We start from the raw sequence: 17,701 nt of genomic DNA, 5'->3' as shown, positions 1-17,701 counted from the left end.
TATGTACCAAGGCTTTTATCACTTCACAGAAATGCCGTTTTCGCTTACGCCGAATACGGATTTCTTTTGTGCGCTAGCGCCACATAACGAAGCGTTGAAAGTGATATTGTCTGCGCTAAGTATGTCTGAAGGGTTTATAAAAGTGACAGGCGAGGTGGGTACAGGCAAAACCCTTTTGTGCCGCAAACTGATAAACCACCTTTCAGATAAGTTTGTCGCCTGTTATCTGCCAAACCCATACCTGACGCCCGACGAGTTGCGTATAGCATTTGCCAATGAGTTAGGTATCGATACTGGTAAAGAAACTGTGCCGCAGCAGGGGTTGCACAGTGCTATCGAAAATAAGCTTTTAACGCTGAAAAAGGAAGGGCGCCAAGCGGTACTGATCATCGATGAAGCGCAGTCGCTAAGCTGGGATGCGCTTGAAATGCTGCGCTTGTTTAGCAACTTAGAAACAGAAAAAAGTAAATTACTTCAAATCGTCTTGTTCGGTCAGCCCGAACTAGACAATAACTTATCGAATCCAAAAGTTAGACAAATCCGCCAGCGCATTAGTTTTTCCTACACACTGCGTAACATGACCTCTGCAGAAGTGGACTATTACATAGGGCACAGACTAACCACTGCCGGGGGCAGCGAGCAGTTAATCTCAAAAGGTTTACGTGCATTTATTGCATTGGTAACCCGTGGAACTCCGCGGTTAGTCAACATCGTTTGCCACAAAATTTTGCTTCGTGCTTACGGTCAGGGCAAGGAATCAGCAAATTGGCAACATACAGTAAATGCGGTGTTTGATACCGATGACTGTAAGCGTCGATTGGTACCCAGACAAAGTATCGTTATTTTATCTATCGCGGTGCTTGCTGTAGCGAGCGTGCTTCATTTTTACGGAACGCCAGGTTTATGAGCATTTTAAATGACGCGCTAAAATCGCTTGATGAAAGAAATCAAAGTGAAGACTTCGGGTTGCCGCCTACGGTTCAAGTAGCAAGTCGCCCACTGTGGCCTAAAATGCTGATTGGTTTAATCGCACTAGGGCTTATTGGATGGTTTTTGTTTAGTGCACTTGTAGATAGCTATGACAGCAGTGAATTGGTGGTAGCCGATAGTGCAAAAGGTACTGTACAAAATGATACACCAAGCACCAAAACGAACTTATCAAAAGAGCCTACTTCATTAACTCAATCAGCCAATGAAAGCGCCGAAGTGCAGAGTGAAAATAGCGACTCGGTTCTGCTTGAGGGGATGCAGTCTACACCATTATCAGAGCAAGATATGGCCAATCAAGAAGTGCCCTCTGATGTGGCCGAATTAGTCTTTAATAGCGTTGATGAAACGGTAGCTGATGATGAGGCTGAATATCGTCAACAAACACAAGAGAAGAACACGTTAAATTCACGTCAAAATACAGAATCACAAGTTGTTGAAAGCGCAGTTTCAAACTCAGCCTCTAAGGTCACAACGCTTCAAGCGCAAACTATTGAAAGTGAGCGGGCTCGCTCTATAGAAGAGGCTTCGCCGGTTTCAATGCCGAGTAAGAAACAGCAGCAAACTACCAGTAAAACAAGTGACGGAATAAAAGAGGCGTCATCGGGTAGCATAATTTCACGTAAGCCCGCGGTGGAAGTCGCGGCTAAATCGCCTCAGCAGCAAAGTAATGCTCATCTGGAAGCTGGACTGAAAGCCTACAATTTTGGCATGTTCGAAGACGCACAAAAGAACTTCACTCTTGCGTTGTCTACTTACCCACAAAACATCGAGGCTCGCAAACAACTCGCGGGGCTTTACTTTGGGCAGAACAACAATTTACAGGCACTACAAGTGCTATCCGAAGGGGTCGTGCTGTCCCCAGAGTCTTTAGTGTGGCGTGAACTAATGGCAAAAATTTTAGTGCAAGAAAACCGTTTTGAAGAAGCGTTGAACTTAATGCCAGAGAGTCTAGATGCAAAAGCGCTAGCTGAAAAACGTATCGACTATCTCATATTAAAGGGAACTTCAGCACAAACCATTAATAAACCAGCGCAAGCTATCTCGGCATTCAGCGCCATGACATCACTGCAACCGAATAATGCAAAATGGTGGCTGGCACTGGGGGTTAATTACGATGCATTGGAAGACAAACGCTTGGCTATTTCTTCATATTCCAGAGCGCTTGCGATAGGGGGCCTTTCTTCTACGTCATCGCAATATGCCAGTTCCCGCCTAAATGATTTACAGGAGCAACCTTAATGCGTCCTCGATTAAAGATGCGCCTCGGCGATTTATTAGTTCACGAAAATATTATCACCAGCGAACAGCTTGATAACGCGCTATCGGCACAGCGTTCATCTGGGCGAAAACTAGGTGATACGCTGATTGATCTGGGTTTTATCGGCGAGCCTCAATTGCTTCGCTTCCTTGCACAGCAGTTGAATATTCCGTTTTTAGATATTACACAGCGCCGAATAGATCCTGAACAAGCACAGCTTATTCCTGAAACCTATGCAAGGCGCTATCGCGCATTGGTGCTCGAAGCTGACGATGATGAAGTGTTGCTAGGAATGAGCGACCCAACAGACTTAGGTGGGCTAGACCAGCTAGGGCCGCTAGTGGCCCCCCGTAACATTGAACTGGCGATTGTGCAGGAAAACCAAATTCTTGAAGCTTTTGATACCGTGTATCGACGTACGCAAGACATTGCGTCGTTTGCGGAAAAGCTAGGCGAAGAATACGCAGATGAAGCAGACTTTGAGCTCTCTGCACTCGACGATACAACCTCTGATGCAACAGTGGTGAAGTTACTTCACTCTATATTTGAAGATGCTGTTCAGGTTCGAGCTTCTGATATACATATCGAGCCGGATGAAAATATCCTGCGAATCAGGCAGCGTGTAGACGGTGTATTGCAAGAAAACACGCTAAACCAGGTGAAAATTGCCTCGGCACTGGTGCTCAGACTAAAGCTTATGTCAGGTTTGGACATATCAGAAAAGCGTATTCCCCAAGATGGGCGTTTTAATATAAAAGTGAAAGGGCACACGCTTGATGTTCGTGTGTCTACTATGCCTGTTGCTAACGGTGAAGCGGTGGTTATGCGTTTATTAGACCAATCAGCAGGTCTTTTGACGTTAGACCAAACGGGTATGCCTGATGCAATGGCTGAAAAATTTCGCGCCGCCATAAACCGGCCCCACGGTATGATATTGGTAACTGGGCCTACGGGGTCAGGTAAAACCACCACGCTTTATGGCGCGCTAAGCGAACTTAATAAACCCGATTTAAAAATCATTACCGCTGAAGACCCTATCGAATATCGACTACCGCGTATTAACCAGGTGCAAGTGAATGCCAAAATAGGCCTCGATTTCGCTGCAATTTTGCGTACTACGTTACGTCAAGACCCAGACATTATCATGGTGGGGGAGATGCGCGACCAAGAAACCGTAGAGATAGGGCTTAGAGGCGCACTAACCGGTCACTTGGTATTAAGTACACTTCACACAAACGACTCGGTCACCAGTGCCATCCGTCTTATCGATATGGGCGCAGCGCCCTACCTCGTTGCCACCTCACTACGTGGCGTTTTGGCTCAGCGTCTTGTTCGTCGGGTTTGTGAAAACTGCAAAGAAGAGCGACCACCGAGTGCGCAAGAGCAGGCATGGGTAGGTTTCTTAAAACCAGAGTTAGCAAATGCAGCGTTTTATAAAGGGAGAGGTTGCAATAGCTGTAACCATACTGGTTACAAAGGGCGTATTGGTGTTTTTGAGTTCTTGGAAATGAACGAAGACATGATGGAAGCGCTACGAGATGACAATACGCAGGGGTTTGTCGACGCGACAAAAGCGAATAAAGACTTTGTTCCTCTTTCCCACATGGCTTTGGATTATGCTGCCGAAGGGAAAACTTCATTAGATGAAGTATTCAAGGTGGCGGAGTTTGTTCCTGAGGTGGTGAATCACTAATGCCTCAGTTTACTTATGCAGGTAAATCGACTCAAGGCGGCCCTCAAAAAGGGGTTATTGAGGCAGCGTCAGCACAAGCCGCTGCGCAGGCACTACTGTCTAAAAACATCATACCGATTTCCATACAAGAGACTAAAAAGGCAAGTGGTGAGAAAGCTAATGATGGCTTTGCCATAGGGAGTCTCTTTGAGCCTAAAGTGGGACTGGATGAAATGATCATCTTTTCTCGCCAAATGTACTCGTTGTTAAAAGCCGGTATTCCTATTATTCGTGCAATAAGAGGGTTAAGCGAAAATGCTTCACACAAGCGCTTTCAAGAAATTTTAAAAGATATCGCTGACCAGCTTGAGCAGGGTAGAAGCCTGTCTTCCGCCATGACCAAGTACGAAAAAATCTTTACCCGCCTGACTATTTCAGTCGTTGTTGTGGGAGAGAATACCGGTAAATTAGACGATGTTTTCTTACAACTGGCGCTTTATTTTGAGCGTGAACAAGAAACGCGAAAGCGCATTAAATCGGCATTGCGATATCCCACGTTTGTACTAATAGCGCTCGCTATTGCGATGTTTATTTTAAACCTTTTCGTTGTGCCCGTTTTTACTCAAATGTTTGAGCGTTTCGACACAGAACTACCCATCATGACTCGCGTGCTAATAGGCACGTCAAACTTCTTTGTTAACTATTGGTGGTTAATCTTAATCGTATTAATTGGAATAATTTTTTTGGCTAAACAATACGTTAATTCGACTAATGGACGACTTAAATGGGACAAATTTAAACTAAAGTTGCCTGTCGTGGGGAGTATTATTGAGCGATCATTACTTTCAAGATATAGCCGAAGTTTTTCTATGATCTTGCGCGCAGGTGTGCCGTTAACCGCAGGGTTATCGTTAACCGCAGATGCCGTAGATAACGCTCACATGCAGATGCGCATTAAAGAAATGCGTCAGGGCATAGAAAAGGGCGAAAGTTTGCTGAGAGTTTCGAAAAATAGCGAACTGTTTTCTACACTTGTATTGCAGATGATTGCTGTAGGAGAGGAAACAGGTCGACTTGAACCGCTTTTAGAAGAAAGCGCCGATTATTACGAACGTGAAGTGGACTTCGACCTAAAAAGCTTAACAGCCAAAATTGAGCCTATTTTGATAGGTTTTGTTGCGGTGATGGTATTGATACTGGCGCTTGGCATATTTACGCCAATGTGGAACATGATGTCGGCGGTAAAAGGCGGGTAAGTGTTCCACCTGTTCAGGTGGGGTAAAACGTGGCTAGCACTAAAGCAGGGTTGTTTAACTTTATTGTGATTGGGCTGGTGCTCGCTGTTATGGCTGCATCTTACGTGTATCACGCTACGCCAATCATAGAAGAAGCAGAAAAAGTTAACAAAGAAAACGCAGTGGCTCAGTTCCAACGGGTTGTTATGTTGGCTAGAGCGCAATGGATAAAGACCAAGCAGTCGAAGGTTTTGATTTACGAAACTGACTTTGATGCCAGCGGTAGCGTAAAGCAGCAAAAAGAAGTCGCAGCAGAAGTATTTGTAAATGCAAAAGGTTGGCCTGAAGGACTTGAAGCGAACCAAGGCAATGCCTGTGAATACCTGTTCACGTTAGCGACATTGAGAGAATTTGATATGTCGTCTGACGTATCGGTAAGCGATAAATACGTAAATGGATATTTGCAATGTGCATTTTCTATCCAAAACAAGGTTTGGTTTGACTATAACGCGGGTAGCGGTGTGGTAAGAGAAAGAAAAAGTTAACTAAGCGTCGGAGTTATGCGCTTACTTTGTAATCTAGGAGAAGGTATGAACACGAGACAGCAAGGCTTTACGCTTATAGAGCTTATCATTGTTGTAATTATTTTGGGCTTGCTTGCGGCTACTGCGCTGCCGCGTTTTATCGATGTTACTGACGAAGCTCGCGAAGCCAGCGTTGAAGGTGTTGCTGGTGGTTTTGCTGCCGCTGTTGGACTTGTAAGAGCGCAGTGGGAAGTGGAAGGCCGCCCAAGTGGCAACAATGGCAACGGCAACGGCACAGTAATTACCTACGATCAAACTCAAGTGGGTGTAGACGGCACTATCGGCTACCCTACCGGCAGTTCTACTGGCAATACACTTATTTCTACGGTTAACAATACCGAGTGCAAAAACACATTTGACCTAATTCTACAGTCGGCACCTACCAACACCACATCGACGAACGATACGGTTGTTGCTGACTTCAGATACGCGGTACGTTCAGATGACTCTGGTGCAAACACGCTTTGTGTTTACTACTTAGTTGAGTCTATGGGCTTACCTAATAGTTCGGCACCTGCAGACGGCACGCCTGACGGTACCAGTTTCGACGGTTTCACTTATAACCCAGCCACTGGCCAGGTTACTGTTTTTTAATTAATACTCAGGAAGTTTGATTATGCAAAAAGTATCAACACAAAAGGGTTTTACCCTAATCGAGTTAATCATTGTAATTGTATTGCTGGGTATTCTAGCGGTAACCGCAGCACCTAAGTTTTTGAACCTTCAAGATGATGCAAGAGACTCTGTATTACAGGGTATCGCCGGATCTTTAGAGTCAGCTTCATCTGTTGTTTATGGCAAAGCGTTAATTAATGACGTAGCTGGAAGCAATGATGCATCGCAAAATGTAGATGTTGGTTCGTCAACCGTTTCTTTGGTATATGGTTACCCGGCGGGCCAAACAGCCGCAAACATCACAGCGTTGCTTGATCTCCCTGATGAATATGCAGTATCTGCTGTTAGTACAGGTTTCGCTTTAATCTACTACACTGGATTTGGAACATACTCAGATACAGCACCAACAGCTACAGGCTCTGCATGTACTGTAGAGTATACAAACTCGACAGCCGAAGGTGAGCGTCCGACAATTGAAGTCAACACTTGCGTCCAGTAATGTGAAGAAAAACGGTTTTACACTAGTAGAACTTATTATAACCATATTGGTTATTGGGGTGCTGGCGGTAACCGCCGCACCTCGCTTTCTTGGTAACGACACCGAAGAAGCCATTGCGCTTCGCGACAGAGCACTTCAGCTTGTGCGCAATATGCAGTTTCGTGCCATGCAAAACGTTCAAGACACCAGTTGTGTGAAAATAACGAATACAGTTATTGCTCCACCCGCTGGGCACGACTGCGCAAACCCTCTTTCCACTGCTTCTGATGCCGATCAGGTTGTCAACGCATCTAACACTGACTTTACTTTTCAAACTGCAGATGAAAATGGCGATAGCTTTTCTCAAATTCAGTTTGATGGGTTCGGCAGACCAAGCAACATTGCCTGCTCAACTAACTGCAAAATTCAAATAAGTACCTTTGCCATGTGTTTGCAAAGCGAAGGGGCAATTTATGCGTGCTAGCGCAGTGTTGCCTAACTTCAGAAAACGCAGTGAAGGCTTTACTTTATTAGAGCTAGTAATTGGTATTGTTGTATTCACTATAAGCTTAACAATAGTGCTGTCGCTTATTGTGCCTCAAGCTGAACAAACGGCAGAGCCATTTCGCCAAGTAAAAGCTGCTAAGTTAGGTCAGTCGTTAATGAACGATATTCTAAGCCGCTCTTATGATGAAAACAGCGACAGAAGCCCGCCATTTGAAACCTGTAATACTAAAGGAAATTGCTCAACAACCCTTGGTCCTGAAGAGGCGAGTGAAGACGACTATGACGATGTTGACGACTACAACGGCTACGTAGTCAGTAATGTGGGCGGTAACTATAACAATTTTGGTTTTGCGGTAACGGTAGATTACGACAGTGACTTAGATGACAGTACGCCAACTGATGGGCAAACTTTCAAGCGTATTGATATAGCAGTTACCGCTCCAGACGGCCAAGTCTACAATTTCAGCGCTTATCGAGGGAGCTATTAATGTTTCCACGCAAAGCACAGCGTCAGCGCGGTTTTACGCTTATAGAGCTTATTTTAGTGATCACCATCTTAGGCGTAATTAGTGTATCTGTAGCGCAAGTTATTTCACTCAGTGCCCAAATTTACATAACAGGCGCAGAGCGCACTCGGCTTGTTTCAGACGCGCGCTTTATTATTTTGCGACTGGAAAAAGAGCTGCGCAATGTGGTACCCAACTCTGTGTCATTCGATGCAAGTTTAGGGTGCCTTTCATATTACCCCATCAAAGAAAGCGGCACCTACGTGGGTGATGCATTCAATAATCCAATGCATGTTGTGGTGTTCAATAGCCAATTGAGTGTGAATGATACCCTTGTTATCTACCCGACAAATCCGCAGAGCGTGAATGATAACGGGCGAACAATAGACGCTATCGCTGATGCCGCTTCCGAGCCGACTAGCGATAATCAATATGACATCACACTCAGTGCCCCTAATACACAATCTTCTCCGGGAAAACGTTTCTTTGTTCCTGAAACGCAAGTGACAATTTGTAGAACGTCTACAGCCCAAGGTGAACGCTTAATAAGAACACAGGGCGCTACGTCAGGCGTTCTTGGAACTAATGTGACATCGTGGAGCGCGAATGTGGTCACCGCGGGTTTACGCCAAAATGGCTTAATTGAGCTACAAATGACGTTAGAAAGCAGTGATGACGAACAAATATCGGTTGTACATGAGGTGCATTTTCCTAATGTGCCATAGTAAAACACACCAATTAAACGTTAATCGCAGCGGCCAGCGTACAGTAGGATTGCATGGTTCTCTTGTTCGTCAAAAAGGCTCTACAACGATTGTGGCGATCATCATAAGTATTGTTCTTTTAGGGCTCGGTATAGCTTTATCAAACCAAATTTCATCTAACATCCGGCAGCAATCCATTGAATATTACGGTGCTCGTGCCTATTTAGCCGCCCAAAGCGGAATGGAAGTCGCTATTTCTAGACTCATTAATGGAAATAACCCCGCGTGTGCTGTAATTACTCAACCAGTAACTATAGATGCCGCTAATGTGCAGAATTGTGTAATTACGCTATCTTGTGAGGTGGAGACCGAAGTTGAAGAGCCTGAAGTTGCCGCTGGTGAAATTAGGGTTTATGCATTGGGGGCCGAAGCGCAGTGCAGCGCAGGTCAACTTGCAACCTCCAAACGTGTTCTTGTTGAAGTAAGGCAGGAAGAATAATGACTTTCCGTAAATCTCTTGTTCGTCTCTTTTTAGCTTTTCTGCTGTTTATACCAGCGCTGCCCGTACTAGCCGTGCCTCAAATCGAAGGCAGGTTCATCGAACTTCAAAATACCTACAATAAAGCAGAGTGGACAACCATAAGCTTTTCGCAGGTTTACGACGAGCCTCCAGCCGTGTTTATGCTTTCAACCAATCAGGGGGGTAACCCTGCAATCGTTAAAATTCGCAACGTGACCAGAACGGGTTTCGAAGCACTACCACTTGAGCCTTCCGGTGAAGATGGCCCTCACATCACCATGGGCGGCCATTACCTAGCTATTGCTTATGGTGTTCACGAATTTCCTGACGGCGACATTGTTGAAGTAGGAAAAATGGAGTTAGATGCTACTACTATACAAGCATCAGTAAACTCTCCTTGGTACGAACCTAATGGTCCTTTGAGAGTTGGCGAAGAAGATGCACGATACGCACAAGTGCCACTGCAAACAGATTTTGGCGAAAAGCCGGTATTTTTTCATTCGCTTCAAACGGTAAATAATCAAGTTGATGTAAGAGGGGAGGCCCCTCCTGACACATATCTTCTTCCCTATTTGACGGTGGCCGCAAAATACGACGCTATTGGTAGCAATGCTCAACCACCTATTCCTCAGCTAAGCCAAGCTTACTTTGTTGCACTAGAGGCGTCGGAAACGCTTTATGAACCTGTTACGCGTACAGAGACACTGGCGTATATGGCAACCACTGAAGGCGATGGCCGCGTGTTCTTTGACGACAACGGGGTGCAAGTTGATTGGGAAGCGTTCTTTGCCGATAACCAAATAGTGGGGTGGAGTGACAGGTGTACGTATAATTTTTATAGAAATAATTATGCCCAAACGCCCCTTGTTGCTGCCAGTAAAATTAGTCGCAATGGTGGCGACGGGGGCTGGTTGAGAAGCTGTGGCGTAAATAGCACGCGCTTAGGTCTTCGCGTGGATGAGGACAGAAGCCTTGATAATGAGCGAAATCATGACCCAGAAGATGCCAGTATCATTGCGATGACTTCGGAGTTTGTTTTTAGTGGTGAATTCCCTAGCTGTGAGGTTGCCTTCCCCGGAGCTCTGGCTACCTTCGGAGGCAGTGAAATTTATTTGGGAGCAAATAGCCGAGTATTTGATGATAACGGAGGTGTATTAACTACATTGGGTGTTGATAGTGATGCGGACTCCGCTGCAACTTTTCCAAAGTGTGGAGAAAATGCCGTTGCATGTTTTCCCTCAAACACTGATGCGCTAAGCGAATCTCAAGCTCGGGCTATACCTTCCATTACTATTGACGACAGTGGTCCAGAGATTGCTCCTGGGGATTTAGCCGGGGATTATTACTTCAGTCGAACTACCGTCAACATGGGGTTGGGCATTTATAATGTTATTGCGCCAACGCGAATTTATATCGATGATCCGGGGGATAACCCTTTAGGCGTTTCAACGATTTTTTCGATGGTAAACGCAAGCATAAATGTGGCTGACGGCGCTTATCTTGCTATCTATGTTAACGGTGATGTAGTTATTGATGGTTCTAACCCACATGCGGTAGTGCTTGCAACGGGCAGTATAACGTTTGTGAATGTTTCAGGCGAAACTATCGTGGGCTCGTTTACCGCCGGCGCCGGTATAGAATCCCGAGCAGCGCTAAGTGTTCAAGAAACGACGGTTCCAAACAATATACCGGGCATATGCGGTCGAGAGGTTATCGAAGTATTAAACCACTATCGATTTGAGTTAGCGGATAACAGTGGCAGTAGTTGTGCAGCGAAAGAGGTAACATTAAAGGCATGTGCAGATGTCAACTGCGACTTGCTGTATTCGCAAAGTGCGACAGTTGGCTTATTGCCAAGCTCTAATAACTACACTTGGTCTCCCAGCGATAGCGTTACATTCATTGGACAAACATCTCTTACAATAGATAGCCTAAACGGAAGCGATCCCACCCTTGCTACTTCAGGCGAGACACCATCATCACAGCTTCGTTGCTTCATCGGGGGTTCTGAAGTTAACCTCAACAGCTGTAAAATAAATTTTGAAGCTGATGGTCTTACCTTTAAAAACCTCACAGATAATAATGAAACATTGCTCACTCAACTGTCAGGTAAGCCATCGGATGTGGGTTTTAATGGTAAGCAGTATGCTATTGAGGCATGTGGAGATACGGACTTACTTAGAAACAAGCTCGTAGACGTTGAGTTGAATTACAACTGTGGAAGCGCGTCTACCTGTTCAAATAAACTGGTCTTTGAAAATAATGGCAATGAATATGAACTAGGAACAAGTTCAGATACATTCCAACTGCAATTTGACGATAATTCGCAGGCTATTTTTTCTATTCAGTACCCTGACGCTGGCGAACTATCGCTTAGTGCTGAAATTGCTGACCGAAGTCCTATTTCTGGGTCATCTAATACTTTCATAGTTAGGCCGTTTGGTTTTGCGCTGGATATACTAGACGATGCAGGCAATACAACGAACCCCAATGGATATGCTAACAGCGCTAACGATTCACTACTTAAGTTAACAGGTGAAGATTTTATTCTTGGAATAAAAAGTGTGCAGTGGGTTGATGGTGAAGACGCTAATGATGATGGTATTCCCGATAATTATGCGCAACTGCTAAACAACCGCACGGCAGAGCATTTTTCTGGAAGCGTTTCGCTTTCGCCTACCACTTCACTACCAGCAGGTGGATCAACCGGGACTCTAGCAGGGGCTGAAAGCGGTGTGATCTTTGATAATGAGAGCGAATTAAATGTAGCGTTGAATTACAGTGAAGTTGGAATAATAAGTATCGCCGCTACAAGCAATTACCTTGCTAGTTCTACAGTAACGGGGTTAGCGGCTAATGTAGGCCGATTCGCGCCTTCAAACTTTACCTTATCTGGTGAAGTGACCCCAGCGTGCAGTGTAAATGATAATTTTACTTACTTTGGCCAGCCAATTCCTAGCGTTACCTATACCCTTGCTGCCACAAATCATTTGGGCTCAGTTACTCAGAACTACTTTGCCGGGTTTGATAAGTTGAACGTTATGGGGCTTGAGGTTGCTTACGGCGCGCCGCTAACACGGCTCGACAGGCTAATTAATGATGATACAGGGACGTGGCCGCAAAGCGGGGCTACTGGCGTATTGAGTATCGTTGACAACGACGTGACATTTACGCGTTTGGGGAGTTCAACAACAGATACAGACGGACCTTTTGAGGATACGTCGCTAGTGCTAACGTTTGCGTCTTCTCTTGTTGATGGTGCAACGGTGAATGGTATTTCTTGTACAAGTGATTGCGTTGTGACCATTGATAGTGATTTGACGTTCGCTTATGGTCGGGCAACCTTGATAAACAATTACGGCGGAGCTGATGAAGCCCTATTGTTACCACTTCGCACCCAATACTGGGACGGTCAGGCGTGGAGAATAAACGCTTACGATAGCTGTACTGACTTTGCACACGCTAACATCATTGATGCATCAGGTGAGTTAATTTCTTCAGAAAACGGAACGCTAAGCGAAGGTGCATATGTTACCAGCGAAGGCATGCGCTTATCGTCACCAAATGGTGCTGGTAACTACCCAGTCACTTACACTCCCGACGCGTGGTTGCTTTGGGATTGGGATGGGGATGGTGAAACTGACAACCCCCCTAGCGCAACGCTAACCTATGGTGTTTACAGAGGAAACGACAATATCATTTACAAGCGAGAGCAAATTAATAATTAATGAAGCTATTCAATGGGAATGTTCATGACGCAGCAGCAAAAGTGCATGGAGAAGGCCATCCTGCAAATACAGTGAATATTTAGCTAATTGTTTTTGAACCTTCCCATTTTCACAAGGTCAGTACTGGGTCTAACGTAGGAATCAAATGATTAGCGCGTATGTATTATGCCTTTATGGGGCAGACGCTAATTTTGCTTGTTAATAAAGTAGTTATTTTGGCTCTAAGTGATACCATCACTTGCCCAAAATTGCCCCCATTGTTAAAGTGTGCGAATAAATATCGACTTCACGTTAAAGCGTCGCCATCTCACCTTTGCAAATACGCGTTAACACAGAAACAGGAATACACACTTCATGTTTAAAAAGCTTCGAGGCATGTTCTCTAACGATCTGTCCATCGACCTCGGAACAGCTAACACGCTGATTTATGTAAAAGACCAAGGTATTGTTCTAAACGAGCCCTCAGTAGTAGCTATTCGTCAAGAGCGCGCAGCAGGACCTAAAAGTGTTGCAGCAGTGGGTGCAGAAGCTAAGCGAATGCTTGGTCGTACGCCGGGTAACATTCGTGCCATCCGTCCCATGAAAGATGGTGTAATCGCCGACTTCTACGTAACTGAAAAAATGCTTCAGCACTTTATTAAGCAAGTGCATGACAATAACTTCTTGCGCCCTAGTCCTCGCGTACTGGTATGTGTGCCGTGTGGTTCAACCCAGGTAGAGCGCCGTGCAATCAAAGAGTCAGCGCTTGGCGCGGGTGCACGAGAAGTATTTCTTATTGATGAACCTATGGCTGCGGCAATCGGTGCAGGTTTGCCAGTATCTGAAGCGCAAGGTTCTATGGTGGTAGATATCGGTGGTGGTACTACTGAAGTTGCTATCATCTCACTAAACGGCGTGGTTTACTCATCTTCTGTCCGTATTGGTGGTGATAAATTCGATGAAGCTATCATTAACTATATTCGCCGTAACTTCGGTTCACTGATAGGTGAAGCGACTGCTGAGCGTATCAAGCATGAAATTGGTGCAGCATATCCGGGCGAAGAAGTTCGCGAAATTGAAGTGCGCGGCCGTAACCTTGCTGAAGGTGTACCTCGCGGATTTACGCTAAACTCAAATGAAATTCTTGAAGCACTTCAAGAGCCGCTAACGGGTATCGTTTCTGCTGTAATGGTGGCACTAGAACAGTCTCCGCCAGAACTGGCTTCTGATATCTCGGAGCGCGGTATGGTGCTAACCGGTGGTGGTGCACTTCTAAAAGACCTAGATAGGCTACTTATGGAAGAAACAGGAATACCAGTAGTTATTGCTGATGATCCGTTAACCTGTGTAGCACGCGGCGGTGGTAAGGCTTTCGACATGATTGACCTTCACGGTGGCGACCTGTTTAGCTACGAATAAACAGGAAAGGCAACCGTAAGGTTGCCTTATTTGTATCATGGATACTATTTTTACTCGCGGTCCTTCTTTAAATATCAGACTTACGCTGGCCCTTGTGCTGTCGGTCACTCTGATATTTGTAGATCACAAGATGGACGGCTTTAAATCGACGCGAGTGTACCTCAACTCTTTAATGAGCCCACTGCAGTATATTGCAAACCTCCCTGGATTGATGCTTAGTGAGAGTGCCCAGCGCCTTACCTCTCAAGAACAGTTGCTGGCGGAAAATCAAAAGCTGAATAATCAACTGTTACTCATGAGTGAAAAACTCCAACAGTACGAAGTTATTGCCAAAGAAAATGCTCAGCTTCGCGAACTGCTGCAAGCCCCCGTGCGTCTAGCGTCTAAAAAAATGGTTGCTGAGCTAATGGCAGTAGATAAAAACCCATATAGCCAGCAGGTTGTAATTAATAAGGGTGCCATAGACGGCGTTTATCTATCTCAGCCAGTCATTGATGATAAAGGCGTTGTTGGCCAAGTTATGGAAGTCGGCTCAACCAACAGTCGAGTGCTGCTTATTGCTGATGTAACACACGCCATTCCGGTTCGTTCGTTGCGTAATGATATTCGATTTATTGCCACCGGTAGCGGGGCATTAAATGAGTTATATCTAGAACACGTGCCGCACAGCGTAGATATTCAAGAAGGCGATACGCTTATTTCATCAGGACTAGGCAAGGTTTTTCCAGAGGGCTATCCCGTAGCCACCGTCAAGCAGGTAGTGAGAGACGAAAGCCGTCCTTTTGCGCGTGTCATTGCTACGCCGTTAGCGAATTTAGACAGACTTCGCCATTTACTGCTGTTATGGAACGCCGAAGGGGTAGCAGATGAGTCTGAGTCAGACACCGATGAAAAGGTAAGTAAGCCAACTGACAACGGGGAAGGATCTTCAGATGCGTAAACGTAACCTCGTTATTTGGATAAGCCTTTTAGTCGCCCTTGTATTGCAAATTGTTCCACTGCCTACTCAAGTGGATGTGTATCGCCCCGACTGGGTGCTGGTTGTATTAGCGTACTGGAGCATGGCATTGCCTCACAGAGTGAATGTGGGTGTAGCCTTCTTAACGGGCGTAGCCATGGATGTATTGGTAGGCACTACGTTAGGTATCCACAGCTTCGGACTGAGCATTTGTGTTTATATTTTAGCTGCCAATTATCAAAGACTAAGAAATTACTCCGTTTGGCAACAGGCCATTATCATTGGTCTGCTATCGGCGCTATATCACTTGCTCACATTTTGGGTGCAGCATCTACTCACTGATATTTATTTCCAAGTCGATTATTTGTGGCCCGTTATAACATCTATGGTGCTCTGGCCGTGGGTGTTTTGGCTACTAAGGCGCACGCGTAGACAGTTTTCAATTGCGTAATCTGAACACGTTCTCGATGAAACCAAAGGTAAGCCAATGACAAAATCGGTAGTGTTAGCGTCAGCCTCTCCCCGACGCACCGCTTTGCTCAAGCAGATGAACATCGCCCATACCATACAACCTGCCGACATTGATGAGTCGCCACAGGAGAATGAAACGCCGATGGAACTTGTCGCAAGGCTAGCCACTGAAAAAGCGCAAGCGGTAAAAGCAAAGCTGGTCGCTCAGCAAGCTATGTCCGAAGACAAGGTCATTCTAGCCAGCGACACCCTAATATCTTTTAACGGACAAAGTGTTGGCAAGCCTGAAGATAAGGCTGATTCTACGCGTATTCTTACCATGCTTTCAGGTAAAACCCATGACGTACTTACCGCTATCTGTGTGCTTGATGAGGCTCAACATAAAACCCAAGTGATTACCACATCTGTGACTTTTGCAGCATTGACGGATGAGCAAATTGACGCATACTGGGAGACAGGAGAACCTGCCGACAAAGCAGGGAGTTACGCTATTCAAGGTATTGGCGGTGAGTTTGTGGTTTCTATTAACGGCAGTGCAAGCGCTGTAATAGGCCTTCCGCTGTACGAAACCCGCCAATTACTTAATGCATTTGGAGTTGTGTCGTGAGTGCTGAGCTGCTTATTAACGTTACCCCGTCAGAGTCTCGGGTAGCGCTTATTGAAAACGGAATACTGCAAGAAATTCACGTAGAGCGTCACACCAAACGGGGTTTGGTGGGTAATATCTATCGCGGTAAGGTCAGTCGTGTATTACCGGGCATGCAGGCAGCATTTGTGGATATCGGTTTAGAAAAGGCCGCCTTCTTACATGCCTCTGACATTGTCATTCACAATGAAATTGCTGAAGAAGTTTCGGCCAGCCATATTCAAAAGCAAGACATTCGCGAGTTGGTACGAGACGGTCAAGATATAGTAGTTCAGGTAGTAAAAGATCCCATCGGTACCAAAGGCGCACGCCTTACCACAGACATTACCATTCCCAGTCGTTATCTAGTATTTATGCCATCGGTAACCCACGTGGGCGTATCTCAACGCATTGAAGAAGAAGCAGAAAGAGATCGTTTAAAGTCACTGGTTCAAGACTTTTGCGATGAAAACGGCGGCTTTATTCTGCGCACGGCGGCCGAAGGTGTGGGCAAAAACGAATTGCAGTCAGACGCCGCGTTTTTACGAAGGCTGTGGGATAAAATCCAGTCGCGAATGAAAAAGCGTAAGTCGAACGTGCTTTACGAAGATTTACCGCTAGCGCGACGAGTACTACGCGACTTTGTTGGCACAGAGCTCGACAGAATTCGTATTGACTCAAAACTATCATTCAACGAACTTCATCAGTTCACCAAAGAGTACGTGCCTGAAATGAACGGCAAGCTCGAATACTACCCGGGTGATAGACCTATCTTTGATTTATACGATGTTGAGAATGAGGCGCAGCGAGCGTTGGAACGCCGTGTCGACTTGAAGTCTGGCGGTTACTTGATCATCGATCAGACCGAAGCGATGACAACAATCGATATTAATACGGGCGCTTTTGTTGGCCACCGTAACTTAGAAGAAACAATTTTTAACACTAATATTGAGGCGACACAGGCGATTGCCCGTCAGTTAAGACTGCGTAATTTGGGAGGGATGATCCTGATCGACTTCATCGATATGATTGAACCAGACCACAAACGACGTGTCTTACACTCATTAGAAGTGGCGACAAACAAGGACAGAGCTAAGATAAATATTCACGGCTTTACTGCGCTAGGGCTTATTGAAATGACCCGTAAGCGCACCCGTGAAAGCATTGAGCATATACTGTGTGGAGAATGCCCGGTATGCAAAGGGCGAGGCACGGTAAAGACCATTGAAACCATTTGCTTTGAAATTATGCGTGAAATTGTAAGGGTGAATCGGGCCTACGACGCAGATAAGTTTGTGGTTTATGCTTCACCAAAAGTGGCGGAAGCGCTAATGGGGGAAGAGTCTCATATGCTGGCCGAACTGGAAGTATTTGTGTCTAAACAAATCAAAGTTCAAACAGAAACATTGTACAATCAGGATAAGTACGACGTCGTCATGATGTAATGCATTA

At 45.5% G+C, this 17,701-nt stretch carries 17 protein-coding genes; all 17 read left to right on the top strand.

From position 1 onward, the window contains the following. The first annotated feature begins 1 nt into the window (after position 1). A complete protein-coding gene (locus tag E5672_RS15860; RefSeq protein WP_136783096.1) occupies positions 2 to 907 on the top strand; it encodes an ExeA family protein in 906 nt (301 codons plus the stop codon). After that, a complete protein-coding gene (locus E5672_RS15855; protein WP_136783095.1) occupies positions 904 to 2,229 on the top strand; it encodes a tetratricopeptide repeat protein in 1,326 nt (441 codons plus the stop codon). The genes E5672_RS15860 and E5672_RS15855 overlap by 4 nt, the downstream gene beginning before the upstream one ends. Then, complete coding sequence (locus tag E5672_RS15850; RefSeq protein ID WP_136783094.1) at positions 2,229 to 3,941, top strand: GspE/PulE family protein; 1,713 nt, start codon at positions 2,229 to 2,231, stop codon at positions 3,939 to 3,941. Before E5672_RS15855 ends, E5672_RS15850 begins: the two co-directional genes overlap by 1 nt. Further along, positions 3,941 to 5,176: a type II secretion system F family protein gene (locus tag E5672_RS15845; RefSeq protein WP_136783093.1), complete on the top strand. Its 1,236-nt coding sequence runs from the start codon at positions 3,941 to 3,943 to the stop codon at positions 5,174 to 5,176. Before E5672_RS15850 ends, E5672_RS15845 begins: the two co-directional genes overlap by 1 nt. 29 nt (positions 5,177 to 5,205) lie before the next feature. Further along, a complete protein-coding gene (locus E5672_RS15840; RefSeq protein WP_136783092.1) occupies positions 5,206 to 5,700 on the top strand; it encodes a hypothetical protein in 495 nt (164 codons plus the stop codon). Between the two features lie 45 nt (positions 5,701 to 5,745). After that, positions 5,746 to 6,333, top strand: a complete 588-nt coding sequence (locus tag E5672_RS15835) for a prepilin-type N-terminal cleavage/methylation domain-containing protein (protein WP_136783091.1) — start codon at positions 5,746 to 5,748, stop codon at positions 6,331 to 6,333. Positions 6,334 to 6,355: 22 nt separating this feature from the next. Continuing rightward, a complete protein-coding gene (locus E5672_RS15830) occupies positions 6,356 to 6,853 on the top strand; it encodes a type II secretion system protein (protein WP_136783090.1) in 498 nt (165 codons plus the stop codon). A 1-nt stretch (position 6,854) separates the two neighbouring features. Next, entirely contained in the window at positions 6,855 to 7,316 is a 462-nt protein-coding gene (locus E5672_RS15825; protein ID WP_136783263.1) for a type II secretion system protein, read from the top strand. Further along, on the top strand, positions 7,306 to 7,827 hold the full coding sequence (locus E5672_RS15820) for a type IV pilus modification PilV family protein (protein WP_136783089.1): 522 nt from the start codon (positions 7,306 to 7,308) through the stop codon (positions 7,825 to 7,827). Before E5672_RS15825 ends, E5672_RS15820 begins: the two co-directional genes overlap by 11 nt. Next, a complete protein-coding gene (locus tag E5672_RS15815) occupies positions 7,827 to 8,570 on the top strand; it encodes a PulJ/GspJ family protein (RefSeq protein WP_136783088.1) in 744 nt (247 codons plus the stop codon). Before E5672_RS15820 ends, E5672_RS15815 begins: the two co-directional genes overlap by 1 nt. Next, on the top strand, positions 8,560 to 9,048 hold the full coding sequence (locus E5672_RS15810; protein ID WP_136783087.1) for an agglutinin biogenesis protein MshP: 489 nt from the start codon (positions 8,560 to 8,562) through the stop codon (positions 9,046 to 9,048). Before E5672_RS15815 ends, E5672_RS15810 begins: the two co-directional genes overlap by 11 nt. Next, positions 9,048 to 12,797 (top strand): H-type lectin domain-containing protein, encoded by a 3,750-nt coding sequence (locus tag E5672_RS15805; RefSeq protein WP_136783086.1) that lies wholly within the window; start codon positions 9,048 to 9,050, stop codon positions 12,795 to 12,797. The genes E5672_RS15810 and E5672_RS15805 overlap by 1 nt, the downstream gene beginning before the upstream one ends. 354 nt (positions 12,798 to 13,151) lie before the next feature. Further along, positions 13,152 to 14,195 (top strand): rod shape-determining protein, encoded by a 1,044-nt coding sequence (locus E5672_RS15800; RefSeq protein ID WP_012516782.1) that lies wholly within the window; start codon positions 13,152 to 13,154, stop codon positions 14,193 to 14,195. Positions 14,196 to 14,232: 37 nt separating this feature from the next. Beyond that, on the top strand, positions 14,233 to 15,135 hold the full coding sequence (mreC, locus tag E5672_RS15795; RefSeq protein WP_136783085.1) for a rod shape-determining protein MreC: 903 nt from the start codon (positions 14,233 to 14,235) through the stop codon (positions 15,133 to 15,135). Then, positions 15,128 to 15,604, top strand: a complete 477-nt coding sequence (mreD, locus tag E5672_RS15790; RefSeq protein ID WP_136783084.1) for a rod shape-determining protein MreD — start codon at positions 15,128 to 15,130, stop codon at positions 15,602 to 15,604. The genes mreC and mreD overlap by 8 nt, the downstream gene beginning before the upstream one ends. Positions 15,605 to 15,640: 36 nt before the next feature. Further along, positions 15,641 to 16,231 (top strand): Maf family protein, encoded by a 591-nt coding sequence (locus tag E5672_RS15785; protein WP_136783083.1) that lies wholly within the window; start codon positions 15,641 to 15,643, stop codon positions 16,229 to 16,231. Next, on the top strand, positions 16,228 to 17,694 hold the full coding sequence (rng, locus tag E5672_RS15780) for a ribonuclease G (protein WP_136783082.1): 1,467 nt from the start codon (positions 16,228 to 16,230) through the stop codon (positions 17,692 to 17,694). Before E5672_RS15785 ends, rng begins: the two co-directional genes overlap by 4 nt. Positions 17,695 to 17,701: the final 7 nt, after the last annotated feature.

Source organism: Alteromonas portus, from assembly GCF_005117025.1.
Classification (GTDB): Bacteria; Pseudomonadota; Gammaproteobacteria; order Enterobacterales; family Alteromonadaceae; genus Alteromonas; species Alteromonas portus.
Note: the sequence above shows the minus strand (reverse complement) of the source record. Positions and strands in the feature narration are given on the sequence as shown.